We start from the raw sequence: 24996 nt of genomic DNA, 5'->3' as shown, positions 1-24996 counted from the left end.
ATGCAACGAGTGGTACGAGTCACCGCACCACACGGCGGCCACCCCTTCCCCGCATCGGTTGGCCGCCGCCCAACCCCACCTGGAGAACCTCCGCTTGACCTCCCTCAGCAACACCAGGCCCGCCATACCGGGCACCGCCGCCATCCGCCTCGGCATCGCCCTGCTCGCCGCGTTCGCCTTCGCGCTCTCCTACGATGCCCTGCGGCAGATGGCCGTCGCCATCCACATCCGCGGGCTGCTCACCTACGCCTTCCCGCTCGTGATCGACGGGTTCATCGCCATCGGGGGCGGCGCCCTGCTCATGCTGCGCACCGCCCCTCTGCGCTCCCGCGCGTACGTGTGGGCGCTCGTCGGACTGGCCACCGTGACGAGCATCTGGGCCAACGCCCTGCACGCCGTACGCCTCAACCAGCAGAGCCACCAAGGCGACGGTCTCAGGCTGGGCGACCTCACCGTCGGTGCGCTGTCCGCCATCGCCCCGCTCGCCCTTGCCGGCGCGGTCCACCTCTACATCGTCATCCGCCGGCACCCCACACTTCGCCGCCAGGAGGCCGACGCCACCGAACGCCACAACACCAACGACCACAGCCACAACGGCACCGACGGCGTCGAGGCCACTAACCCGGCAGGAGAGGCTCCCAATGTGCCGGAGCCAACGGGTCCAGACGTGGCTGACGGTCCCGCCGACGTGGCTCCGGACAGCACCGACGTGGCTGGGGACCCGCAATCTCCCGCCGAATCGCAGGACCACAAGCCCAGCGAGGTCTCCCCTGAACGCCTCGCCATCGCGCGCACCGCGCCACTGGGGCGCAAGGGTCGCGCCTCGCGCCGCCACATCGAAGACACGTTCCGCAGCAAGGAACTCACCATCGGCAGGAAGGAGGCGGATGAGCTCAAGGACATCCTTCAATCCGAACTCGACGCAGCCTCCTCCCAGCGGCAGAGGGAACTCGGCACAGCCCCCGTCGGCACCGGCTGACCCCTGCGATCGCGCCGATCGCCCCCTTCCGGCTCGCCCCGTGCCCCTGTGCAGACAGCAGACAAGCGCAGGGGCACGGGTGCCGCGCACGGCGAAGCACCCAGCACCAGCACCCCACGGAGAACCAACCCATGCACGACCCGCAGCGCGAACTCCACACCCCCCAGACGGAGATGACTACCGGCCTCAACAGCGCAGCAAGTTGTCGGGTAAGGAGTCCTTACCCGGCCTCCGCCCCTGGAGCGGAGGCGTCCGGCGCCGAGGGGGCGCCGGAGTGGGCCGGCCCTGGGGAGCCGACCGAGGGAGGGACCAACACGCCGTCGTCGAACGTGCCGCAGAAGTCCGCTCCGCGTCGTCGACTGCGTGACCAGCAGCTGCGCGAGCATCGCTTCCACCCCCGATACAACGACGACGAGTTCGACCTCGTCCGAAAAGCCGCTGACCTGAGCCACATGGCACCAGGTGGCTACGTCGCCGAGAGCTCGCTCGCGGCTGCCCGCGCCGACGATCCCACCGCGGCCGTCGCCGACTACCGCGCCATGGTGAAGGCGCTGATGGCCGCCAATGGTCAGCTCGGCCATGTCGGCAGCAACCTCAACCAGCTCACCTGGCACCTCAACAAGGACGGCGCCTGGCCGCAACCGGAACTCGTGCAGCGGCTGCTGGAGCGCGTCGAGGCATCGATCGCCGAAGTTGACGCCGCCGTCGCCCGGGTGACCACGGGGCGGTGAGCTGGTGATACCGAAGATCATCCTCGGCAAGGGCCCGAAGGCCACGCGCCGCACGATCGGCTACCTCTTCGGCAAGGGCCGGGCCAACGAGCACATCGATCCGCACCTGGTGGCGTCCTGGAACGACTTCGCCCCCGACCCCGGTCGCAGCCCGCACCGCGACCCGAAAGACGTGATGGACCAGCTCGCCGCACAGCTCGACCAGCCCGTGCAGATGCTGGGCGAGAAGGCACCCGAGTTCACGGTGTGGCACTGTCCCGTCCGGGCCGCGCCCGAGGACCCGATCCTGACCGACGAGCAGTGGGCGGTGATCGCCCGCCGGATCGTGGCCGCAGCCGGCATTGCCCCTGAGGGGGACAAGGAGGCGTGCCGCTGGGTGGCAGTGCGCCACGCCGACGACCACATCCACATCGCCGCCACCCTCGTCCGCCAGGACGGCCGCCGCCCACAACGCGACTACGACAAGCGCGCCGTCCAGAGCGAGGCCCGCAAGATCGAAGTCGACTACGGACTCAGGCGGCTCAAGCCCGGCGACGGCACCGCCGCCAAGCGCCCCACCAGCAAGGAGCACTTCAAGGCCAAGCGCCTGGGCCAGAACGCCACGGCCCGCGAGGTCCTGCGCCTGCGGGTACGCCGCGCGGTGGCCGCCGCATCCAGCGAAACCGAGTTCTTCGCGCTGTTGGAAGCGACTGGCATGACCGTGCGGCCCAAGACTGAGCCGTCCGGCAACGTGACCGGCTACAGCGTCGCCCTGCCCGGCGACGTCAACAAGGACAACGAACCCGTCTGGTACGCCGGCTCGACTCTTGCGGGCGACCTGTCCCTGCCCAAGATCCGCCAGCGCCTCACCGACACCGGCACCGAGCCGGTCGCTGCCCAGCCCGAAGATCCCTGGCATCAGGCCACTGCCGCCACCGAACGCATCCCCCACCACCTCATCCACGGCGACGACCGCGTGGCCCAAGGACAGCTCGAAGCGCTCGGCGCAGCCTTGGACCTGCTGCCGGAGACCGCACCAGCTGCGGTGAAGGCCGAATTGGAACGTGCCGCCGCTGTCTTCGAGCGCGCCACCCGCTCCCGCTTCACCGCCGACCGCGACAGCACCCGCGTCCTGCGCCGCAGTGTCCAGGCAATCTGGCTCAACAGCGCCCCGGTAGGCGACGGCTCTGGGCTGGCCATGCTGCTCGACGCGGCGCTCATCGCAGTGGCCTTCGCGATGCACTGGCACCGCAAGCACCAGCACGCCCAGCAGGAGGCAGCAGCCCAGCAGGCGCTCGTCCACCTGCACACCGCCTACGCCCAGATCGCCGAGCCGGTACTCGACAACCTCGCCCAACATGCTCCCGCTCTACAGACCAAGCACCGCTACGCCCACCACATCCAGCAGGCCGTCCCCGAGTACGCCGAGCGGATCCTGCAGGATCGTGCCTGGGACGCGCTCGCTGCGGTGCTCGCCGAAGCAGAGGCGATGGGGCACAACGCGGCTACCGTCCTCGACCAGGCCGTCAATCAGCGCACCCTGGACGACGCCCGCAACCCCGCCCGCGCACTGACCTGGCGCATCCAACGTCTTGGCCAACGCCACGTCCCCGGTCCCTGGGCGCAGGCAGCCAAGATGCAGAGCACCACACGACGCCCCACCGCTGCTCCGATCCACCCGGCAGCAGCCGTTCCGTCCTCGCAGCCATCACGAGGGCGACGGCGCTGATCACATCCGGCTGGACAGCTGGGGCGTGAGCAGTTCCAGCGCCTCCTCCCAGCGGAAGCGGTCGGCCCCGCCGCCAGCCTTGGGCCGGTGAGGCTCGTACGCGCCAATCAGGACGCCCATCTCGCGCAGCCGGTCCAGACTCTGCCGGTACGCGGGGTGGGCGGCCTGGGCCGAGTTCAGGTACGGCAGGACGGCGGTCGGAATGCCGAAGCCGTACGCCTCGCACAGGATGCCCACGGCCAGGGTGTCGGAGATCCCAGCGGCCCATTTGTTGATCGTGTTGAAGGTGGCCGGGGCGACCGCGATGGCGTCGGCGGGCGGCAGCGGGCGAGGGTCTCCGGGCGAGCGCCAAGCCGAACGGATGGGGTAGCCGGTCTGGGCCACCACGGCGTTGGCGTCGATGAAGCCGAAGCCCTGCGGCGTGGCAATCACGCCGACGTCCCAGTTCGCCTCCTGGGCAGCCATGATCAGCTTGCCGACGTCGCCAGCGATTCCGGCTGCGCACACGACGACGTACAGGAAGGGCTTCTTTTTCTGCTGGTCAGGCTGATCGCTCACGCAAGGACTCCAAGCTGTCGGCAGCAGTCATGCGGTTCAGACACGGCACGGTCGATGTCCTCCCCCGCGCGTCGCGAAGGAGGGCATCAGGCGTTCCCAGGCCGCCATTCAGACCGCAAGCCGGAGGCAGCGTGGGGGCGGGCCGGCTAGCTGGCGAAAGCGGCGTCCAGGTGTTCCTGCACTGGCCCGAACAGGCCGTACGGGACATACTCGGGGATCTGGTCGTGAGCCACCCAAGCAAGCTCGGCCAGTTCCTCGGTGTCCGCGACATGCGCGGTTCCGCTGACCACTTCGCAGGCGGTGTAGGACATATGCCTGCCCGTTGCCGGGTGGACACGCTCGCCCAGCAGCTTGACGGCGGAGACGTTCAGTCCGGTCTCCTCCTTAGTCTCCCGCACGGCGGCGTCCTCGCGGGTTTCGCCAGGCTCGACTTCGCCGGCCGGGAACTGCCAGGAGAGCTTCCCCTCACTGACCCGGCGCCGGACCATCAGAACGCGTCCCTCGTGAACGATGATGGCCGCTGCAATGCCGGGGCGCTCATCGGCTGTCTGCTGCGTCACGTCTGCTCCTCCAGGGCGGCAAGCACGGGTGGAAAGATCGTATCGACGGGGATGAAACGGGTCACCGCGTTTCTGGGAACCCACATCACGTCGATGTTCTCGACGGCATCGGAGTTGGTGGCCTGGCCCGCGAGGTACTCGCACAGGAAGTATTCGCACTGAACGCCGGTCACCGGGTGAAGCCGGTTTCCGAGATGCTGCCGGATCGCGCAGTGCACACCGGTCTCGTCCAGCGTTTCCCGCACGGTCGCCGTCTCGGCTCTGGCGCCTGGTTTGATCACGCCTGCCGGGAACTGCCAGCTGAGGCCCGTTGCGTCATCGTCTCGCCGGCAGACGAGCAGCACCTCGCTGTCACGTATGACGACGGCGATCGCGACGCGCAGGGCCTGCGCACCTGCTGGGCCCGGTGCGGACGCGCCGCGTTCAGCGGAGACCAGAAGCGCGAACCGCTGCCGTGCCGTTGGCGGGGCCTTCTCGTGAACAGTGTCGAGGAGCTGTTGCATCTCCTTGCGCGGCACTACGGCCGGGTCGGCGTGCCAGGCCGCCACGGTCCGTACCGCGATGCCGAGCCGACCCGCGAATTGTTCATTGGTGAGGCGCAGGGCGGACTGTAGCAGGCAGGCGTGACGGCCGCTCCAGACCTCGATCACGTCCACGTCCGCCCCTCCTCCTTCCCCCGCTCTCAGTGCACGAACTCGCGCACTGAAGGTGCACTCCGGCTGCACTGGCGGTTCATGGCCGTCCCGTAGGTGACTCGGAAGAATGATGGTCACCAGGGCGGAGTGAGCCGCAGGAGACGCCCTGAGCGGCCAATCCACCTGTGCGCAAGAGCGCCGGTCGACCAAAAGGAGAGTCTAGGTGAGCACCTCCAACGAGTAGGCGTGCAATGGGACTTGGCTGAAATGAGTCCCTGTTTTCAGCCCTATCGTGCCGCCTCCCGGTGTGCGGCTTCCGGGGGATGATCCGAGCGTCCGGTCGAGCAGGTGGGCGCCGGTAACCTCAGCTACCTGGCGGCTGATCTGCCGTCAATCCCCATGTACACAAGCCGAAAGGGACTCCATGGCTGAGGATCAGGGAAACCCCGTTGAGCGCACGCTCGTCCTGCTCAAGCCCGATGCGCTCGTGCGTGGCCTGGCGGGAAGGATCATCGTCCGCTTCGAGGAAGCCGCACTGAAGATCGTCGGCACGAAGATGAAGTGGATGGACGAGGAGTTCACCCGGCGCCACTACTTCGATCTGGAGGAGCGGCTGGGGTCGGAGGTCTACCGCTTCACGTCGACGTTCATGCAGCAGGGGCCGGTCATCGCGCTGGTGCTGGAAGGGTTCGACGCCATCGCCACGGTGCGGAAGATCGTCGGCAGCACGTACCCGAACCAGGCGCCTGCGGGGACGGTGCGAGGCGACTTCTCGCACTACAGCGCCGCGGGCAGCATCGCCTCCGGCAAGGCCGTGGCCAACCTCGTGCACGCCTCCGGCAACAAGGAGGAAGCGCAGCAGGAGGTCGAGCTGTGGTTCGACAAGGACGAGCTGCACGACTACAAGACCCTCGCGGAGATCTACACCTACTAACGGCGGGTTACGGCGTCACCGCGGGGGCGCCGATGCGTTGAGCACCACCAGTGCACGACCGAACTTCAGAGGGGAAATCATGACCATCCAGACCCGCCTGGCCTCCGCCGAGGAGCTGGAGTCCGTCTTCCAGCGCGAACTGACGACAGACCGGTGGGCCGCCACCGAGACCGCGTACGCCCTGGCGGTACGCCACCGCGACCTGGGGGACCGGCCCAAGTCCCGTGAGTGGGTGCAGCAGTGCCTGCGACTCCTGGAGGGCTTCCCCAGCGACACCGAAGAGCAGGTGGCCACCAGCCGTACCTCGGTGGGGGGCATCCAGCTCCCGACCTACCTGCACGAAGGCGTGGTCCGGGAACGCTTCGGCGACCTGGACTGACCAGTGATCCATCCGGCGGGGTGGTGAGCCGGGCCGAGTAACGGCCGCACCGCCCCGCCCCTGACCCACAACCGCAGAAGCAGCAGCCGCCCGAACCGGCCACCCACCCCCTTGGCGCCGGTCCGGCTGGCTCCGTCATGCCTGATTCAGGAGGCGACACGCCCATGCCCATCGAGATCGAGATGCGCGCCCGCTTCAGCAAAGAAGCCCGTGACCAGCTCGTCGACCGTCTGAACAGGGGCGGCGAAGACCTGGGCCCCGACGACAAGCACATCTACTTCTACGTACTGCCGGACCAGTTGCTGAAGGTCACCGACAACACGGCTGCCGGCACCGCCAAGATCACCCTCAAGGGAAGCAAGATCGGCCAGGGCGCCGCATTCGCAGAGACCGAGTTCGCCATCGCCCCGGCCGACGTGGGCGCCGCGGTGAAGCTGTTCAACGCTCTCGGGTTCGAGGGAGCGATGCACGAGGCGTCCAACCTTCGGCACAACTTCCGCTTCGACGGTGTCGAGATCGCGGTCAAGTGGAGCGAGGCATGGGGTTACCACGCCGAATTCGAGGTGCTGCTGGCCGACGGCGCCTCCGACGCCGCTCGCACCGAGGCGGTAGCCACGATCACGGACGTGGCCAACGAGCTGGGCGTCACCCTGATGACCGAGCAGGAGCTGGCAGAGTTCACCGCCGCCTTCGAAGCCGCTGAGAAGGAACGCAAGGAGCGCGAGCGGCAAACCGCGCCCATCCGATAGGAGCACCTCACCGCGGAGACCACCAGGGGGTGGGCACTGATGAGCACGACCCCAACGACCGCAAGCCTGATCGACCTTGCTGCCCGCGGGCAGCTGCCGCTCCACCAGTACATGGACCAGGCCACCATCGACTGGATCACAGCGAACCGGCCTGATCTCCCACCGTCGCCGCAGCCGGCCCTCCGGCCGCTCCCGCAGTACCTCCTACGGCGAGCCGCACTCCCTCACGACTGGATGGCCGAGCCCCGTCTGTACGACTCGATCCACGGCGTCCGGCACGCCATGCGCACCGCAGCACTGGCCGCCATCCTCGCCGAGGCGAACGGCTTGGACGACGCCGACACCACCACCGCCATCGTTGCCGCCGCCGTCCACGACTGCCAGCGCCATCACGACAAGGACGACCGCGGCCACGGGGAACGCGCGGCGATCTGGCTCGCCGCCAACGCGGACACCGTCTGGGGCCGCTTCGACCTCACGGCCACACCGCGCCGCGTCACCCGGGCTGCCACCGCCATCCGACTGCACGACGTGCCCTACGGCGCATTCAGCCCCGACGACCAAGCCGACTACCTGCGGACCCAGATCATCTGCGACGTGGTGAAGGCCGCCGACGCCCTGGACCGCTACCGCCTGCCGAAGACCAGGTGGTGGCCGAACGCCCAGCACGTCAAAGAGCCCGCCTTCGACACGTTCCGCAGCCTCGCATTCGACCTCGTGAACATCTCCGAGAAGGCCCACCTTGCCGGCGCCCACAGCCCAGCGGCCGTCCTGTACGCGCTTGCGGAGAAGGAGCTGGCGTGACCATGGACTTCCTCGACGCCTACCACCTCTGGGCCGACGCCCACGCCTTCTACGACACCACCCTCATCCCCAGCCCTGCCGACACAAACGACCCGCTGGCTCAGCAGTCGGCCACCTGGGACGAGCGGCTCGCCGCCACACCGAACGGGCACCTGCTACGGCAGAACTCCCTCTTCGACGCCCTCAACGGCAACGGCACACTGCACCTCCTCCACGTCACCCACGCCCTTGAACAGATCAACGAGCAAGGCGTCCTCTACCCGTCCGGCGGCTGCCTCGTCGGCAGCATCTACTGCGCCCCGCTCACGGCTACGGACCGGGGCCTGCGGATGCACAACCTGGCCGCTTACGTCCTAACCAAGGAGGCGCCGGCCTTCCTGGCCAAGCTCGGCGTCACCGACCGGGTACCCACCCCACTGATCTTCGAGATCAACAGCCCACCGCAGGCGTACCAAGGACTGGCGGGAGTGGACTATCTCCGGCTGGGCCTCATCCACCTACGGATCTACTGCCACCTCGAATACCTGCTGAGCAAGAGCGAGCGCCACCGCTTACGCGAGACCGTCGTGGCCAGGGTGAAGAACTCCGCCGCCTTCCTCGCCACCGCGGCGGCCGTGGCCTACCGAGGCACGCGCATCGCCGCCAGGCCCTTCCTCGGCCTACTCGACGAGACCATCCCCCGCCTACCGATCCTCGGCTACCTGTACTTCGAGGCGCTGGCGGAGTACCTGATGCTCCACTCGGGCTCGCAGCACACACGACGCCTGGCCGACATCGGAGAGCTCAACAACTGGCTCTACAAGGAGATGCTCTTCGCCTCCTACCCAAACATGGCGGGCAAGTTCGACCTCGCGAGGTTCCGCCCCAGGCCCGGCCAGCTGGCCGACCTCATCCACCAGGTCGACCCGACCATCGAGATCAACCACGCGACCGACTACCTGGTCGAACGCATCAGCCACCTCATCGCAGCCCGGCTCTTCGCCCCTGGGGAGGCCCCGGAAGCCTGGCATCACAAGCGCTGGGAATTCGACGCCCTCTCCACCCAGCTCGGCCCGCTACTGGGCCACCTCATCCACCGGGAACTGCGCACCTTCGGCCGCTACCCCGACTTCTACTTCTACTTCGACCAGTACAAGGCCCTGCAAGCCTGGAACTACTGGAACCACATGGACATCGTCGCCCCGTTCAACGGCACGATGCCCAAGGGCGAGATCGGCATCAACCCGGCCTACCCCAACCTCGACTACCGCGTCTGGCGCGCCGAACAGGACGACGCCGGCCATCTCCACCCGGCCGAGCAGCTCTCCCTGACCATCGCCCCGCGGCTGGTGGACATCAAGTACACGCTCATGCGCAACAACCAGTGGACCGCCCCGGCGCCCAGCGCCGCGTAACCCCCACGGCCCTCACCAACAGCTGCTCTGCTGCCTCTTCTTCCCCAGGAGCCCCGCCATGAGTTACTTCGGCATGCCCTCGGTCGATCTCCTCGGCGAGCAGATCGACGCCCTACTGGGCGCCCCCTCCACCACCCACGGCCTGGCCCGAGCACTCCGCACTGCGGCGTGGGAGATCGAACTCCACCGCTACCACCACGCCAGCCAGCGGGCCTGGCCCGACGGCCGCATCGACCAAAAGCCCGCCAAGGTCCAGATCGGCGGCGGAACCCACCGCATCGAGGACTTCTTCAACATCGACGCCGTCCCGCCGGCCGACCTCCTCTGGGATGTCCGCGAAGGCATCCCCCTGCACGACGACACCGTTGAGCTGATCTTCTCCGAGCACTTCCTGGAGCACATCGACTACCCCCGCTCCGTCAAGAACTACGTCCGCGAGGCCCACCGCGCACTCACACCGGGCGGCAAGATCATCACCGGCGTCCCCGACGCCGCCTTCGCCCTCAGCCAGCACCCCGGGCCGCTGAACCCCGCCGACGAGATGATCGAACGCTGGTACGCCAAGCGCGACTGCCGCAACGACATCAGCACCCGACTCGACCTCGTCAACCTCGTCTTCCGTGACCAGGACGACGACCCCAAGTACACCCCCCACCTCTGGGCCTACGACCACGAGAAGCTCGTCCAGCTCTTTGCCGAAGAGGGCTTCGCTACCGTGGAGCCGTGGACCTTCGACACCAAGATCGCCAACCCGAAGCGTCGCTGGGGAAGCGTCTACGTCGTCGCCACGAAGTAGCGACGACGTAGACCTCCGACCACCCGGATAGCCCCCCCGCCGCACCCCCTTGAGGGCTGTCATACCGACAACGGTCGGCATGCGGCACCCCACCCACGCACAGCCGTCCCCGCCGGGGAGGCATCCTCCGTGCCTCACGTCGGCCTGCCGCTCAGCGATCTCCCCTCGCCTCAAGCCCCGGTCTGAAGTCCGTCGAAGGGTCTCCGGCATGCGCCGCCACAGCCAAAGCTTTCTTCTGGTCCGCGACCCGACCTCGGTGCCGATCAGCCGTCACCGTCTCCAGGATCTGGTGAAAAAGTGGGGGCTCCGCCTCGACGAGTCCTCCGATATCGCACTGACCGTCATTACCTCGGAACTGGTCACCAACGCGGTACGGCACGGCACCGGCACGGTGCTCACCATCACGGTGTCCGCCAACCTCAGCCGACGGCGAATCCTCGTCGAGGTCTACGACGGTTCGCTCGTCCTCCCTGCTCCGCACTGGGTGGATTCCGAGGACGAGTCCGGGCGCGGCTCACCGACCGCCTGTCCCTCTGCCACGGAGCCGAGCACACCACCTGCGGCAAATGCGTGTGGGCGGAGATCCCCATGCCCCGAAAGCGAGTCACCCGTCAACGGATCATTCTCCGCCCCCGACGGGCCGCCCGAGCTATCGCCCGCCGTTTGGGCGCAGCCCGCCAGCCTCTGACGATCGTACGCGCAGGAAGCCGTGCTGGTCACGAGCGTCATTCGTCGACTGTTACGCGCATATCCTCAGCCCTGCAGCCTGGTCCGCGACCACCCGCCGCAGATCCGTGACACCGGTAAGGCCCTCCGTGGCAGCTGAAGTCGGGGGCCTCTAATACTCAGCTGCAGATCGTGGTCTTGCTGGCGGGGGGCGCAGGTCAGTATCGTCCCGGCTCACGCGTCCCTTCAGGAGAACCGCACCCCTACTCCAAGAGAGTGCTGAGCTCGTCGGCGCGCCCCGCCTGTACATAGGCAGCGGCGAGGCCAGCAAGGGCAGCGACGGTGGTGGAGTGGTCGGCGCCATGGATTCGCCTACTGTCGGCAAGTAGCCGCTCCATATGAGTAATGACTTGGTAAATGTGGCCTGCCTGCGAGTGGGCTGCAGCGAGATTGCCGCGGATCGCGAGCGTGTCGGGGTGATCGGGGCGAACTCGTTCGCTGTCGGCGAGTACCCGCTCAAGGATGGCAATGCCCCTATCGACGTGTCCCGCCTGCCAGTAGGCAGTGCCGAGGCTGGCACGGCCAACAAGGACCTTGCGATCGCCGGGCCCCAGCCTCCGTTCCAGGGCGGCCAACGCCTCCTCCTCGATAGCGAGGGCTTCTTCGATGCGCCCCGCATGGTAGTAGCAACCTGCAAGACGGCGACGAATGTTGAGCGTATCGGGGTGGTCAGCACCGAGGATCCTTTCGCTGTCACGGAGCGCCTGTTCCAGGCAGTCAACGGCGTCGGTGATGCGCCCGGCTTTCTCATAGGAGGCGGCGAGACTGCTACGGGCAACGATGGTGTCGGGATGGTCGGGTCCCGCAGTCCGCACCCGGGCGGCGAGTACTTCCACCTCAATGCTCATGGCCTGGTCGATGTGCCCCGCCTGGCCGAGGAAGCCAGCTAGGTTGCCGCGTGCGGCAAGGGTATTGGGGTGATCGGAGCCCATCGTGCGTTCGCAGTCATCGAGTAGTTGCTCGGCGATCGAAAGGGCCTCATCGGTACGTCCGGCATAGCCATAGACGGCAGCTAGGTTATGCCGGGCCGCGAGGCTGTTGGGGTCGTCAGGCTCCAACCTCCTCTTGCAGTCAGCGACTACCTGCTCCATGAGGGTCACGGCGTCGTCCGCGCGCCCGCCTTGTTGGTAGGCGCCGGCGAGATTGTTGCGGGCAACGAGGGTGTCGGGGTTGTCAGGCCCCAACGTCTGTTCACAGTCGGCGAGTACCTGCTCCAGGAGGGTAACGGCGTTTCCCGTCTGCCCCGCTTGACGGTGTGAGGCGCCGAGCTGCATGCGGGCAACGAGGGTGCCTCGGTCATGGGGTCCGTGTATACGGTCGCTGTCAGTGGCGAGTTGTTGCCAGTAGTCGGTGGCGGAGGCTGTCAGACCTGCGTTTGCGAGGCTGTAGCCAGCGGTGTAGAGGACTGCGTGGCCATCGGGGTGCCAGAGGTAGTCGCCGCTATGGCCAGCGAGAGCCTCAGTGTTGGCGCGCATAGCGGCTGCGAGGTCGGGATAGGACTGGTCGGGATCGGGCCATGCTTCAAGGAGGGAATCGGCAGCTACGGTTGCAAGACCCGGAAGGACTTCAGGCGGAGTGGATTCCCGCACAGCACGGGCGGTGAGGGCATGGATTCTCACTGCACGGGGTTCCGCACGCGTGTCACACGTGAGTAGTGCGTAGCGGTGCAAGATGCGCAAGGCGGCATGGGCCTCCTCGGCGGTGGCCGTTGGCCCCTTCTCGTGCTGTGGGGCATGCGGCGGCATGCGGCAGAGGGTGAGGTAGCGGAGGGCTGCGGGGGTGCCCCACACACCACGGGGATGGCCAGCGGGATCCAAAAGGGCGGCCAGGGTCAGGGTCGGGGTGACCAGTCCGGTGGGGTCGGCACGCTGTGCGGCTTCCAGGGACAACAGCAGGGTGGCGGTGATCTGTCGTCCATAGCCATCGGCGTCTGCAGATTCCGGCAGCGCCTGCTCCAGCCGGGTGCGGTGGAAGCGGTCGAGATACTCAGCGCTGGAGAGATCCTCGTTGATCATGTAGGCGGCGGCGTGCCCCAAAGCGAGCGGGAGGTAGCCCAAGGCTTCGGCTAGAGCTCCGCCGTGGTCGTCCAGGAGATGACCCATGCCGTCGCCGTCCAGCCGGGCGCGCAGATAGGCATGCGCCTCCTCAGGGGTGTAGACATCGATTGCGATGCGGGTACGGCCACCACCGGACAGCCGAGCGTCATGCAGACGGCTAGTGGCCAGCACCCAACCGGTGCCGGTGCGGCTGGCCGGCCACCAAGGGGCGAGGCCGGTGGGGTCGGTGATGTTGTCCAGAACCACAAGCCATCGGCGAGGAGTGGTGGCCAACCACGAGAGAAAAGCGCGGGCAACTACTTCCGGGTCCCCCGCATCGGCGCCCGGAACTCCGATGCGAACGGCTGCCTGCGCATATTGCGTGATCACCTGGTGCGTGTGGGCAGCCGATGCCCAGACCACCAGCTCCGTGCCATCCGCCACAGCTTCGGTGGCGTAGGCGGCAGCCAGCTGGGACTTGCCGACGCCGCCACCACCGGAAAGCACCTGAGTCAGCACGACGGATGCACCGCCCGAACGGGCCGCTTCAACCTTCTTGCGCAGATCGCTCCGAGGCTGGAACGCCGTGGCCAACGCTGGAACCGCCCCGATCTCTAGCGGCCATGTCACCTCCAGCCCTCGGTCGGGCGGCAGATGTACGTGCTGTTCCCCGATGTTGTTAACCAAACTGTAGGGGCCGAGCGCGTTGCCCACGATGTCACCGCCGGCTCCTACGCCGCCGCGGCTTACCCTCACGTGTCGTGCACTGTCCGGGGGAACAGTGGTGCCCGGCTCTGGCGCATGAGAGTCCACGTCCCGGTCACTCCCCGCAGGAGTGCCGTCTTCCGGGCTGGGGGAGGCAGACGATCTTCCGCGACGCCACGGCAGCGCAGTCACCGGCGGCTCTCGTTGCCAAAGGCGTTGTCGGCGATGTCGCCGCCAGCTACCACGGCACCTGGGCCGGCCTGGACATGATCGTGGCCTCGCTGGGTTGTGGGCCGACGATCAGGAGTGCGCGGTCCCGACACCTGTGACCGGTCACCGACGGCGTTGCCGGAGAAATTTCCGCCGGCAGCGAACCCACCTCGCCTTGCCCGAACCTGGCGTCCCACACGACCACTATCTCTGGGGGCGCGGATCAGGGCGACGAAGGAGCCCACCGCGCCCACCAGGGTGACCACTGCGCCTATGAGGCTTGATACGAGCGCTGCTGTGTTCAAATCGGCCATCACTGCCACTGCAACTAACCCGACCGACGCCGTGCCCGCCAGCGCCACAGCCAGCCACAGCGCGCCGCGGCCTGATCCCGAGCTCGCCACCATCAAGACCTCCCGCCCTTGCGGCACTCTATGCATTCGCCGAAACCCGCACTTCGCCAGTCGGCATCCGGTGCATTAGACCGTAGCGCCGCTCACGCAGTAGTGGCCTCAATTCGCGTACAGCGCCTCACTCCTCGCCGAGAAACAGGTCGCCGCGCGACCGCGGCGCAGACCAGCTCCTCCCCCGCCACGCTCTCCGTGTCTCCATGCCCCTCACCTGCGCGACCGCAGGCCGTCCGGCATCTCCGGGTGCCGGACGGAGGATGAACCGAGCACCTCACTTCGTTGGACCTGCAAGCGCAGCTTTCTGCCCCCTACCGGTGCCAGCGCTGATACCGCCACACCGCAAGCACCGAGCGGGCACATCTGTCGCGCCGTGCCCCACCCGTGCCCTTCAGGCCGGCCAACAGGGGTCAACAGCGGTGCAGCCGATCCCCCAATGCAACACCAGTCACACGGCAACTGCGCAGCTCAGAAACCCCATCTGCCCCAGTAGACCCATTTGCTTCCCAGGCTCAGAGCGCGGGTTCGATTCCCGTCACCCAAACCTGCATCAGGCCCATCACTCACCGCCTGCTGCAGAGTGATTTCCACGCGAGGACAACACCAAGAAGCCCCTGGCTATGCGTGAAAATCAAGAGAATGGGCGCACCAAGACCGGAGCTTCAAGCGCATGAGGGGCATCCGCACCTGAACCACCGCTCGCTGAGGCTTCAGACAGTCAGCGCACCAAGCGGCAGCCAGCGAGAGAGCAGCGCAAGCCCCAGGTCGATACCAACACCGACAAGAGCGCATATTCGGAACCGACCACAGCGGTCAGCGAGCGTGAGTACGATCACATTTCACCCGTGCGGCCGAGTCGGGCCGCCGCGGTGTCTACTCACCCGCTCTCCAGCTCGTGAAGGTGGATGCATGACAACTCCCACCGTCGGGACGTTGCTTCTGCGGAACAGGTACGAAATCACCGGAGGTCCACATCCAGGTGATGGCGAATCCCAGGTCTGGGAGGCGTTCAGCGACGGCTACACGTACCTGCTCAAGACATGGACGTACGAGGGCGAGCAACCTGACCGGGTGCAACGCGCCCTGTGGGACCAGGAATTGCGCACCCTGTACAAGGTCGCGAGCAGCCCGAGATCGGACAACGCACTGGTCGTACTCAAGGACGCCGGCCTCGACCGGGACCACCAGTGCTTCGTCATGGTCCTGGAGGCACCGGGCTACAAGCGCGTCGCCGACGCGTTGCAACACCGCGCCCGCTACCCGTGGCTCTCGAACCGCGGGACTGCCGCACGCGAACAGCTGTGGAGCGGTTTACGGCGCGTCGCTACTGGGCTGAACCTCCTGCACGAGCGACAGGTCCTGCACCGGGGCGTGGACCTCGACTCCCTCTTCTTCGACGAGGACCTCGGTGCTGAATCCCTTCGGCTCGGCGGATTTGAATGGTCCGTCAAACTAGGCCGTCCGGTGGGAACCCAGCCTCCTGACGGCTGGCCGGTCCCACCAGAGCGCACCGCGGGAGGCGTGACTGCCTGGCGTCAGGACGACGACTGGTTCGCCTTCGGCATTCTCTGCGCGCGGTTGCTCCTCGACCTTGAACGCTTCACCAACAATCCCCAGCCCGAGCGTCACGCACGGGTGCTCAAGACCATCGACACCGCCAAGCACGAGCTGACCGAGGCCGAACGCAAGCTGCTGCTTGACCTCGTCGCCGAAGACCCGCTAGAGCGCCTGACCGCGCCGTACGACATCATCGGCCGGATCCAGGACATCACGCGGGCCCTGGCGAACCCCCTGCGCACCCAGCAGGAGGACGCTCAGTACGTCCTAGCCCTCGATCTGCGGCGGACGGAGTTCATCGATCACCTGATGGACAGCGGGCTGCGTGACCACCTGCGCCTCGACCCCATGGGGACCTTCATCCCCGGGGATCCGATCCACCGCAAGGAGGCATGCGAGTTCGTCCGCCAGGACCTGCAGAAGCCCCTTCTGTACGCCGTCCCTAACAGGCCATACTTCATCCTCGTCGGCGGCAGGCTTAGCCTGAAGATCACGGCGCACCGGGGGAAGGACGGCACGTCCAGCTGGCAGGTCGCGGACTGCAGGTCCGCCCAGCCACTGCTCTACAGCGAGGGCGACGACAGCTTCCGCGAACTCCCGCCTGGCCGCGTGTTCGCCTATGCCAGGGACGAGGTGGCCCGCGACCGTACGATCGCACAGAACGCCACAACGTGGGAGCTCGCACTACCGAAGATCGACCGCAGTGCGCAGGTCTCACGCGAGCTCAGCCGCTTCCACGAGTTTGTCCGCGTGAGCAACCAGATCGAACTGCTCCTCCTCGACTCACAGATCTTCCCGTACGAAGTCGTCCGCGACCCGTGGCTGAAGGACGGCGTGGAGTGGGCCGTGGTCAGGGAGCGCGCGCGCCCCGAAGGACACGAAGTCTTCGAGCCGTTCCGTGTGGACTTGATCGATTTCCTGCAGAAGGAGGTACGGGGCAGCGACCGCAAGGTCATCCTGTCGGGAGCCCGCGACGGCGCCCGTCTGAAGCTCCCGCCCCGGGACCCCCAGTCCGACGACGACGGCAACGTGTGGCAGGTCGACGCCATGGACCAGGCGACCAAGTGCATCACACTCAGCCGCCCGGGCCTGAGCAAAGGTCGGGTTAAGCTGGAGAAGGAGGGGTTCCTCCGCAGCGCTGGCATGCCCGGGCAGATCAGTCTGTTCCGGCGTCGTAAGAAGGCCATCGACGCCCTTGACCAGCACGGGTACCTCTTGCGCTCGCTGGCCACCCCGAGCCATGTCCGCATGGACACAGGCGCCTCCGAGCTTCCCGTCGAACTCGACCACAAACGGGTCGACGAGCCCAAACGGGCCAGCATCGAGGACATCCTCCGGGTACGGCCCATCTACACGCTGCAGGGGCCGCCCGGCACGGGCAAGACCACCCTCGTCGCCTGGCTGCTGCGCGAGATCCTCACGGAGGATCCCGTCGTCCAGGTGCTGGTCACGGCCCAGGCCCACGGAGCCGTCGACGTGCTCAGGTCGAAGGTGGGTGAGGCGTTCCAGGACGTACCCGAAGCTGAAAGGCCACTGCAGATCCGGCTGCGGGGTCCACACAAGGCCGGAACCACCCTGCCGGAGGACGGCGTTGAGGGCGTGGCCAGGCAGGTGCTCCAGCGCAGCATCTCCCAGCTCGAAGCCATGAGTTCGCCCAGCGAGGTGCAACTCGCCTGGCTGGAGGACGCGAAGGCCATGGTCAGTGAGATCAATATGGTGCAGGAGCAGGGGGATCTTGGCCCCCGCTCGTCGGACTTCGTCGAGCTGGTCAAACGCGGCGCGAACCTCACGTACTGCACCACCAGCGCCGGCGACCTGGTTGCCCTCGCCGCTGGTCAGGCGTTCGACTGGTCGATCGTCGAGGAGGCGGGCAAGGCGCACGCGTTCGACCTCGCGCTGCCATTGCAGGCAGGTCATCGCTGGCTGCTGATCGGTGACCACAAGCAGCTGGATCCCTACCGGTACGAGGACTACCACAAGGGAATCGACAAGCTGGACCCGGTGGCTCACACCCTTGGCCGCCTCAAAGTTCGGGCGTCCGGCATGCTCGATCAGGAATGGCTCGACTCGTGGGAGCGCCGCAGCCAGGGGGACCGGGACGAGTTTCGCGAGTACGCCAAGGAATGGCTGAAGACCTTCCACCGTCTGTACGAGTACTGCGCCGTGGCCACGGGTGCGGACCGCCTTGTCACTGACACAGAGGCGAAGGGAGCGTCCGCGGGACAGTTGATCGGCCAGCATCGCATGCACCCGGACATCGGCCGGCTGATCTCCGAGGCGTACTACCAGGGGCGACTGATGAATCGCACCCTAAACAAGGAAGGCGAACCGGTCGAGCGAGTGCGTCACGGTTTCCACACTCCGAGCGGCATCCGTGACCGTGCCCTGGTCTGGCTCGACGTGCCGTGGTGCCGCAACGATGCCGCCACCCATGAGGTTGGTCCGAACAGCGGCCAGTCGAAGTACACCAATCCGGCGGAGGCTCGCGCGCTTGCCAACTTCCTCCGGGCCATGGGACCGGACGGCGGGTGTCAGGGCAAGCTCGCGGTGCTGGCCCCGTACTCCCGGCAGGTGAGCCTGCTCAGCCAAAAGTTGCGGGATACTCCCCTGCCTGCCGGGCTACAGGTCCAGCTCGGCCTCAAAGCCGAACCGATCGACGGCAATCGGTTCCCCGCCCACACCGTCGACTCCTTCCAGGGCAACCAGGCGGACGTTGTCGCCATCAGCCTGGTCCGCAACAACGAGAAGGAGATTGGCCACGGCCTGGGGTTCCTCGACGACCCAGGCCGGATGAACGTACTCCTCTCGCGGGCGGAGCGCCTGCTGATCCTCGTGGGGTCCTGGGACTTCTTCCTCCACCAAGTGCAGGCAGTACGTCTCGAGGACGAGTCCCAGCCCCTGTGGTCCTTCAAGAAGATCATCACCCTGCTCGACGAATGGTTCCTGGATGGCAGGGCTGTACGTATCCCGGCTGATCTCAGGGAGCATTCGTGATCGTCCTCGTACCTGTGAACATGTTCAGCGTCAACTTCAGCGTGGCCAGGGGCCGCCCATACAGCCGTCTGGAGCGGCGAGTTCTGGAGGAGATTGCCGCACGGGCCGGTGTCGCCCCCCACCAGGGCGCGACCCTGACCTCGCTGTGCGAGACTTTCCGGGTCCACGAACGGCTGATGGTGGAAGCCGTGGTGACCCTCGTCGGCGCAGGATGGGTCGCCGTCACCAGCGGCCGGGAGGCTACTTTCGTCCCCACCGACGAAGGGCAGCAGGCGTGCTCGTCCGGGAAGGATCCGGCATCGGTCGTCGTAGCTCCGGCCGCGCCCTGCACGCTGGTCTTCGATCGCACAGCAGGACAGCTAGCCAGGCGTGGTGAAGTGCTAACTGTCTCGAAGCAGGAGGCGCGACCGGATCTCAACCCGTCTACTCCCTTGCGTATCGTGCGCAACGCGCTGGACGAGTCCCAGATCCAGAAGCTACTGCCCCGAGCCAGCGGCGAGTGGGTGCGTAGCATCGGACGGCCCAGGCTCGTGACGGTCGATCGCTACCTCCCCGTGCGCGTCGACCTCGCCGACCGGGCCATCACGGGGCTCCCCCGGGGCTGGCACCAAGCTCTGTCGGCCCAGATCCTGGCCGTGGCACAGACCAGGCAGGAGGAACTGGAGGCGGCCCCGAACCTCCAGCCGACGCCGCAGACCGCCGGGAAGGAATCGCCCCTGGTATCGGCTGCGCCGCCCGACACTGGCCAAACGCGCCGCCCGACACCGCTAAGCCTCGCGGGGCGGAGGTCCCCGGCCTCCGCGGTCGGGGCCCCAGCACTCCCCCAGACAGACGTCTCTTTCCCCTGGTTGGACGAAGTCGATCCGCTCGGGAACGGCGGTGACGATTTCACGGAACAATCGATCGAAGCAGCCTTGTTCTCGGAGGTGTCCGGTGAGGAGTCCCACCAACTCCTGATCACCGAAGCACTGGCCACAGCGGCGAATCACGTCCTGATCGCCTCGCCCACGGTGAATGTGGAGAGCCTGTCGAAGCTCAGCGGCGCGATCCAGGCTGCGGTGTCGCGCGGGGTGCGCGTGGATGTCCTCTACGGCGACACAGACGAGGGAACCACCCCGCAGGACATCGTCAACCTACTGAACCGGATCGGCTACCACGCTGCGCAACGTCTGGGCCGGGATCTCGTGAGACCAGCCAAAGAGCCAACCGGTAGCGGTGCTGGCCTCCTGATCTTCGATGGGAAGGACGGTGCCCTCGAAGCGGTCATCGGTGACTACGCGTGGGCCGGGTCGCCGGGCTCGAAGCAGGCACGCTCGGTCCACGTGGGCGGAACCGAGTTCATGGCCCTTGTGGCACGGGCCGCCGCAGGTCTGTGGATGTGGAGCGGTGATCCAGATTCCGCCGACCGCTGGCGGCGAGTGGCGGACCGCTGCCAAGACAACACTGCCGTCTCTGCGGCTCGGGGAGACCATTTGAAGGATCAGGTCCTCGCCGAGCTGATCGTGGATGACGAACACGCCCAGGTCCTGCAGGGCCCCGAAGACAGCGCCCTGCGAATTGGTGGCGCATGTCGGCATGAGAACGGGTCTGCAGTGGGCATCCGCGGCATCTCGGCAGTGATCCACCGCCCTGAAACCTTGGTCACGCCATAAGAGTGGTCTCCCGCGCCGCCATCACGGCGGCGTGGGAGCCTCCTCTGCGGATGCCCCGAGAGTCTCGCCTACCTGGCCCGGCCGCTACATCGACGCTCGCTAACCCCGCGGCCGTCCGCTACAGCGAGCGGCATCTCCTCGGCCCAGGCAGCCGACGGATCTCAGCCCAGTTCTCCACCTGAATCACCCTCCCCTCCTGACCCTCGATGCAGGTCAGGATCATCAGAAGATCGCGAGGTTAGTCACCATTCGTCCGCCGATCCTCGGTTAGTTTTCACCCGTCGCTGAGAGAACTTGGTACCGAGGGTCCGGCGTCTCGCCCGCCTGAGTGGGCCAGCCTGGCCTCGTGCTGCACCTTGCCTCAGGCTGCTGGCTTTGTGCGTGCGCGATGCGTGAGCGGACCATCCGGCACGAGCCGTCACAAGCAGGATCGAGCACTCAGCGGCCGTGACGCTGACCAGGAGAAACAGCGCCAGACAGCAGCGCCGAGCACCACCCGGCAAGGATCCAATCCCACTCCTAAAGCGGGTGTCGCAGGTTCGAATCATGCCGGGGGCACCAGCGCAAAGGCCCGGACCGATCATGGTCCGGGCCTTTTTGGCGGCAGCAGTTGACGGCGGTCGCCTCCCAGTCGGCCGGCGGACGGCGCTTAAACAGCCGGTCCCGGTGCCGGTCGTACGGCGGCGCCGGGCAACCGGACTGAAGTTGCGTCAACCGCCCTTGCCCAGCTGACCAGCCGGCGCGGCGTTCACAGCGCCGGGTGCCGTTCGCGGACCGGGCTTGCGGACTCCAGAAGGGCGCCGAGGCGGAGCAGGGCGTCCTCGGCGTACCACTTCGTTACCAGTTGTACGCCGATCGGGAGTCCCTCGGGGCTTGCGCCGAAGGGTACGGAGAGCGCCGGCAGGCCGGTCAGGTTGAACGGGACGGTGGCACGCATGACGTTCCAGGCGGGCACCGTCACCCCGTCGACGACGTACTCGGCCTGGCCGTGCGGGGGCGCGGGCATGGTGACGACGGGGCACAGCAGGGCGTCGTAGCGGGCGAAGTAGGCCGCGAACGCCGACTTGAGTTCTTCGACGGTGCGTTGCGCGGTCACGTACTCGCCGAGCGGGACGTCCGGCAGCGACAGCGTGTGCGTGAGCACCGCGTGCAGCTCGTCCTCCCGGCCCGCCGCGTGCTCCTTGAAGTACGGCAGGATCTCCGGCAGGAAGAGAGTGGCACTCAGTTGCATGCTGTCGTGGACCTCCAACTCCGGCACGCGCACTTCCTCCACGTCGCAGCCGGCATCGGCGAGCGCTTCCGCGGCGGCGGTCACCGTGGCCGCCACCGTGGGGTCCACCGGGCCGAAGCCGGGCCGTATGAGCCAGCCGACCCGCAGGCCCTCCCGGGAGGCCGACGCCTCCATGGGGTCGGCGGCGACCGGGACGTCCACGGTGTAGCCGTCCTGGCCATCGGGGCCGGCGAGTACCGCGTAGGCCGCGGCGATGTCCCGGACGCTGCGGGCCATCGGGCCCACGTGCCAGTAGCGGCGCAGGATGTCCGGCCAGTGGCCGGTGAAGGGGATCCGGCCGTGGGTGGCCTTGAGCGCGACGATGCCGGTGTAGTGGGCCGGTCCGCGCATCGAGATCGCGACGTCGCTGCCGAGGCCGATCGGCGACAGTCCCGCCGCGATGGCCGCCGACTCGCCACCGCTCGACCCACCGGGGGTGCGTTCCGGGTCCCAGGGGTTGAGGGAGCGGCCGGAGACGAGGTTGTCGCTCTCCGTCCAGTAGGAGAACTCCGGCAGGTTGGTCTTCCCGATCGGGATCGCGCCGGCCGCCCGGAAGCGGGCCACCGTGGTTGCGTCCCGGTCCGGGACGTGGTCGGCAAACAGGCGCGAGCCACGCATGGTCCGGACGCCGGCCGAGTCGAGTGAGTCCTTGATGGTGAACGGGACGCCGTGCAGCGGCCCCAGCGGCCGGTCGTGCAAGACCGCCTCCTGTGCGGCCTTCGCCGCATCGAGGGCCTGTTCGGCGGTCACCGTCACGACGGCGTTGAGCTTCGGGTTGATCTCCTCGATCCGGTCGAGGTGCGCCTGGACGACCTCCAGCGGGGACAGCTCCCGCGTCCGGATCCGAGCGGCCAGATCGGTGGCATCCAGGAAGCAGATATCGGTCGACGTCATCGGCGATCACCACACGAATCCATGCGCATCGGAACTCCCTCACCTTGCTTCGAACGTGTGTACGATCAGGCTACCTGGGGCATCCTCTGAGCAGGCGCCTGCCGGAGGGTGCGGGGGCTATGAGGCCGGGGAGGTGAGGCCGGTTCGCCAGGACCAGGCGGCGATTTCGACGCGGTTGCGGAGTCTCAGCTTGGACTGGATGTTGGCCAGGTGGGTCTTCGCGGTGCCCGGTGAGATGACGAGTTCGGTGGCGATTTCCTGGTTGGTGAAGCCTCGGGCCACCAGGCGGGCGATGTCACGTTCGCGGTCGGTGAGGGCGTCAGGGGTCGGGCCGGGGTGGGGGTGCGCGGGCGTCGGTGGGGAGAGCCGGCGGAGGAGCCGCACGGTGATCTGGGGGCTGATCAGGGCGTCGCCCGCCATGGCCGCGCGGACGCCCTCGATCAGCAGCGCCGGGCCGGAGCGCTTGAGCAGGAAGCCGCAGGCGCCGTTGTGCAGGGCGGTGTGGACGTAGTCGTCGAGGTCGAAGGTGGTGACGACGACCACCTTGGCCGGCCGGGTGGCCTCGGGCCCGGCGAGCAGGCGGGTGAGTTCCAGGCCGTCGAGGCGGGGCATGCGGATGTCCGCCAGGACGACGTCCGGCCTGAGGTGGCGGGCCAGTTCGAGGGCGGTGGCGCCGTCCGCGGCCTCGCCGATGACGGTCATGTCCGGCTGCGAGTCGAGGACGAGCCGGAAGCCGCTGCGGACGTCGTCCTGGTCGTCGGCCAGGAGGATGCGGGTGGGGGTGCCGCTCATGTCGCCTCCGGGGGGAGCGGGTGGATCTGCGGGAGTACGGCCCGTACCTGCCAACCACCGTCGTACGGGCCGTAGGTGAGGGTGCCGCCGGCCGCCTGGACGCGTGCGCGCAGGGAGGTCAGGCCGCGGCCGCCGTGGCCTGAGCGTTGCCGCCGGGCGCGGGGGGCGGTGGCGGGAGCGGCTCCGGCGTCGTTGATGACCCGGATTTCGAGGGTGGGTACTACGGGGTGGGCGGTGGGGTTGCCGATGGCTGGGGTGAGGGTCACCTCGACGCGGGCTGCTCCGGAAGCGTGCCGGCGGACGTTGGTGAGGGCTTCTACGACCATCCGGTAGGCCGTGGAGCTGGTTGTGCGGGAGAGGGCTTCGGGGGTGCCGGGCGGCATGGTGAGCCGGGCCTCGGTGGCTCCGGCGGCGGTGAAGCGTTCGATGAGGGTGGGGAGTTGGCCGACACCTGGCAGCGGTTCGGGGGGCGGCGTGGAATCCGGGGGTGGGGCAGGGAGTGTGGGTGCCTGCTGGGGTGGTGGGGCGGCGTGTGTGGGGGTGTCCCGGCGGGTGAGGGTGTCGCCGTGTGCCTCGTGGAGCATGCGCACGGTGCGGTCCATGGACGCCAGGGCGTTGAGGCCGGCTCGTTCGATGCGTTCCAGTGCCGGCAGCGCCTGGCCCGGGTCGGATGCGGCCACGAAGCGGGCGGCCTGTGCCTGGGCGACGATTCCGCTGATGTCGTGGGCGACGAAGTCATGGAGATCTTGGGCGAGTTCGAGCTGCTGTGAGCGCCGGGTCTCGATGACCAGCCGGCGCCGCCGAATTTCCACCAGGCGTGGATAGCTGCCGACGACGGCAGCGCCCAGCACCGGCAGCGCCCAGAAGGCAGCGGCACCGGCCAGCGGCAATACGGACGGCGCCGGGATCAGGGGCAACGTCCACGTCGCGACTGCCACACCTGCCACCACCGACGCGATCACCGCCTGCCGGAGCGGAGCCCAACGCGCCACTACGGCAAGGAGCATCAGCAGCATCGCCATTTCGGCCAGCCGCCATACCGACCCCCAGGGCGCCGACGGAGGGTCAGAGGCCGCTGTGGTCATCAGCGACAGCCCTCCGGCGAGCGCCAACGGGCGGGCGAGGCGGTCACGCGAGCGCGGCCAGCGGGCAAGGGCCCAGAGGAGCAGGACGGCGGAGGCGAGGGCCGGGACGGCTCCGTAGGGGATGGCCGGCCAGATGCCGTACGCGAGGGGGAGGGCGGTCAGGGCTGCGCAGCCCGTTAGGCCCATCCCGACGTGACGCCTCATACAGGCCCACCCCCCATGTCGCCTGCCGCGGGGTTCATCGCCCCCGTATCGCGGTACGGACTCGCACCGTCATGACCTGCCTACCGTCACCGTCACCCGTCGACCGTCGACCACCAAGACGTGCATCGCCCCTACGCCGTCGATCCTACGAGCGGTCATCTGGGCGCTCCCTCTGCCGAACGGCGGAGATGACGGCCGCTTCGGCGCCCGGGATCCGCTGATCGGCAGATGGTCGGT

General features: G+C 67.7%; 19 protein-coding genes. 12 read left to right on the top strand and 7 right to left on the bottom strand.

The features are described 5' to 3' along the window. Nucleotides 1-94 precede the first annotated feature (94 nt). The 3 genes from ACFWJW_RS25240 (at nucleotide 95) to ACFWJW_RS25230 (ending at nucleotide 3418) form a co-directional block, all read left to right on the top strand. Nucleotides 95-979 carry a DUF2637 domain-containing protein gene (locus ACFWJW_RS25240; protein WP_387245625.1) on the top strand — a complete coding sequence of 295 codons (885 nt, stop codon included), beginning with the start codon at nucleotides 95-97 and terminating at the stop codon, nucleotides 977-979. A 329-nt stretch (nucleotides 980-1308) separates the two neighbouring features. Beyond that, the gene (locus tag ACFWJW_RS25235) at nucleotides 1309-1710 is read left to right on the top strand and encodes a plasmid mobilization relaxosome protein MobC (protein WP_387245622.1); all 402 of its coding nucleotides are present in this window, start codon (nucleotides 1309-1311) and stop codon (nucleotides 1708-1710) included. A 4-nt stretch (nucleotides 1711-1714) separates the two neighbouring features. Then, nucleotides 1715-3418 carry a mobilization protein gene (locus ACFWJW_RS25230; protein ID WP_387245620.1) on the top strand — a complete coding sequence of 568 codons (1704 nt, stop codon included), beginning with the start codon at nucleotides 1715-1717 and terminating at the stop codon, nucleotides 3416-3418. Here the strand turns inward: ACFWJW_RS25230 and ACFWJW_RS25225 are convergent, their stop codons facing one another. The 3 genes from ACFWJW_RS25225 to ACFWJW_RS25215 form a co-directional block, all read right to left on the bottom strand. Next, nucleotides 3419-3976 (bottom strand): flavoprotein, encoded by a 558-nt coding sequence (locus tag ACFWJW_RS25225; RefSeq protein ID WP_387245617.1) that lies wholly within the window; start codon nucleotides 3974-3976, stop codon nucleotides 3419-3421. It lies immediately after the preceding gene. Nucleotides 3977-4122: 146 nt separating this feature from the next. Beyond that, the gene (locus ACFWJW_RS25220) at nucleotides 4123-4536 is read right to left on the bottom strand and encodes an NUDIX hydrolase (RefSeq protein WP_387245614.1); all 414 of its coding nucleotides are present in this window, start codon (nucleotides 4534-4536) and stop codon (nucleotides 4123-4125) included. Next, nucleotides 4533-5192 (bottom strand): NUDIX hydrolase, encoded by a 660-nt coding sequence (locus tag ACFWJW_RS25215; RefSeq protein ID WP_387245611.1) that lies wholly within the window; start codon nucleotides 5190-5192, stop codon nucleotides 4533-4535. The genes ACFWJW_RS25220 and ACFWJW_RS25215 overlap by 4 nt, the downstream gene beginning before the upstream one ends. Before the next feature lie 403 nt (nucleotides 5193-5595). Between ACFWJW_RS25215 and ACFWJW_RS25210 the strand changes: the two genes are divergently transcribed. The 7 genes from ACFWJW_RS25210 to ACFWJW_RS25180 all read left to right on the top strand — a co-directional run bounded on the left by ACFWJW_RS25210 (nucleotide 5596) and on the right by ACFWJW_RS25180 (nucleotide 10915). Beyond that, a complete protein-coding gene (locus ACFWJW_RS25210; protein ID WP_387245608.1) occupies nucleotides 5596-6105 on the top strand; it encodes a nucleoside-diphosphate kinase in 510 nt (169 codons plus the stop codon). 79 nt (nucleotides 6106-6184) lie between these two features. Further along, a complete protein-coding gene (locus ACFWJW_RS25205) occupies nucleotides 6185-6484 on the top strand; it encodes a hypothetical protein (protein ID WP_387245606.1) in 300 nt (99 codons plus the stop codon). Between the two features lie 164 nt (nucleotides 6485-6648). Beyond that, nucleotides 6649-7233: a hypothetical protein gene (locus tag ACFWJW_RS25200; protein ID WP_387245603.1), complete on the top strand. Its 585-nt coding sequence runs from the start codon at nucleotides 6649-6651 to the stop codon at nucleotides 7231-7233. 39 nt (nucleotides 7234-7272) lie between these two features. Then, complete coding sequence (locus ACFWJW_RS25195; RefSeq protein ID WP_387245600.1) at nucleotides 7273-8037, top strand: hypothetical protein; 765 nt, start codon at nucleotides 7273-7275, stop codon at nucleotides 8035-8037. A gap of 2 nt (nucleotides 8038-8039) precedes the next feature. Then, nucleotides 8040-9431: a hypothetical protein gene (locus ACFWJW_RS25190; RefSeq protein WP_387245715.1), complete on the top strand. Its 1392-nt coding sequence runs from the start codon at nucleotides 8040-8042 to the stop codon at nucleotides 9429-9431. A gap of 58 nt (nucleotides 9432-9489) precedes the next feature. Next, nucleotides 9490-10227, top strand: a complete 738-nt coding sequence (locus tag ACFWJW_RS25185; protein ID WP_387245598.1) for a class I SAM-dependent methyltransferase — start codon at nucleotides 9490-9492, stop codon at nucleotides 10225-10227. A gap of 208 nt (nucleotides 10228-10435) precedes the next feature. Further along, a complete protein-coding gene (locus tag ACFWJW_RS25180) occupies nucleotides 10436-10915 on the top strand; it encodes an ATP-binding protein (RefSeq protein WP_387245595.1) in 480 nt (159 codons plus the stop codon). 241 nt (nucleotides 10916-11156) lie between these two features. On the opposite strand, the gene ACFWJW_RS25175 is transcribed toward ACFWJW_RS25180, so the two are convergent. Next, nucleotides 11157-13703, bottom strand: coding sequence for a tetratricopeptide repeat protein (locus ACFWJW_RS25175; protein ID WP_387245592.1), 2547 nt, complete (start codon nucleotides 13701-13703; stop codon nucleotides 11157-11159). 1517 nt (nucleotides 13704-15220) lie between these two features. Between ACFWJW_RS25175 and ACFWJW_RS25170 the strand changes: the two genes are divergently transcribed. Together ACFWJW_RS25170 and ACFWJW_RS25165 are read left to right on the top strand one after the other, a co-directional pair. Next, the gene (locus ACFWJW_RS25170; protein WP_387245589.1) at nucleotides 15221-18862 is read left to right on the top strand and encodes an AAA domain-containing protein; all 3642 of its coding nucleotides are present in this window, start codon (nucleotides 15221-15223) and stop codon (nucleotides 18860-18862) included. Continuing rightward, nucleotides 18859-20514, top strand: a complete 1656-nt coding sequence (locus tag ACFWJW_RS25165; protein WP_387245586.1) for a hypothetical protein — start codon at nucleotides 18859-18861, stop codon at nucleotides 20512-20514. Before ACFWJW_RS25170 ends, ACFWJW_RS25165 begins: the two co-directional genes overlap by 4 nt. Before the next feature lie 748 nt (nucleotides 20515-21262). Here the strand turns inward: ACFWJW_RS25165 and ACFWJW_RS25160 are convergent. The 3 genes from ACFWJW_RS25160 to ACFWJW_RS25150 all read right to left on the bottom strand — a co-directional run bounded on the left by ACFWJW_RS25160 (nucleotide 21263) and on the right by ACFWJW_RS25150 (nucleotide 24759). Then, nucleotides 21263-22678 (bottom strand): amidase, encoded by a 1416-nt coding sequence (locus ACFWJW_RS25160; RefSeq protein ID WP_387245583.1) that lies wholly within the window; start codon nucleotides 22676-22678, stop codon nucleotides 21263-21265. Nucleotides 22679-22795: 117 nt separating this feature from the next. Beyond that, nucleotides 22796-23470, bottom strand: a complete 675-nt coding sequence (locus ACFWJW_RS25155) for a response regulator (RefSeq protein ID WP_387245580.1) — start codon at nucleotides 23468-23470, stop codon at nucleotides 22796-22798. Then, complete coding sequence (locus tag ACFWJW_RS25150; protein WP_387245577.1) at nucleotides 23467-24759, bottom strand: sensor histidine kinase; 1293 nt, start codon at nucleotides 24757-24759, stop codon at nucleotides 23467-23469. The genes ACFWJW_RS25155 and ACFWJW_RS25150 overlap by 4 nt, the downstream gene beginning before the upstream one ends. Nucleotides 24760-24996: the final 237 nt, after the last annotated feature.

Origin of the sequence: Streptomyces sp. NPDC127097 (assembly GCF_042724075.1) — a bacterium.
GTDB lineage: Bacteria > Actinomycetota > Actinomycetes > Streptomycetales > Streptomycetaceae > Streptomyces.
The sequence above is the reverse complement of the archived record's forward strand: the minus strand, read 5'-3'. Positions and strand labels throughout refer to the sequence as shown.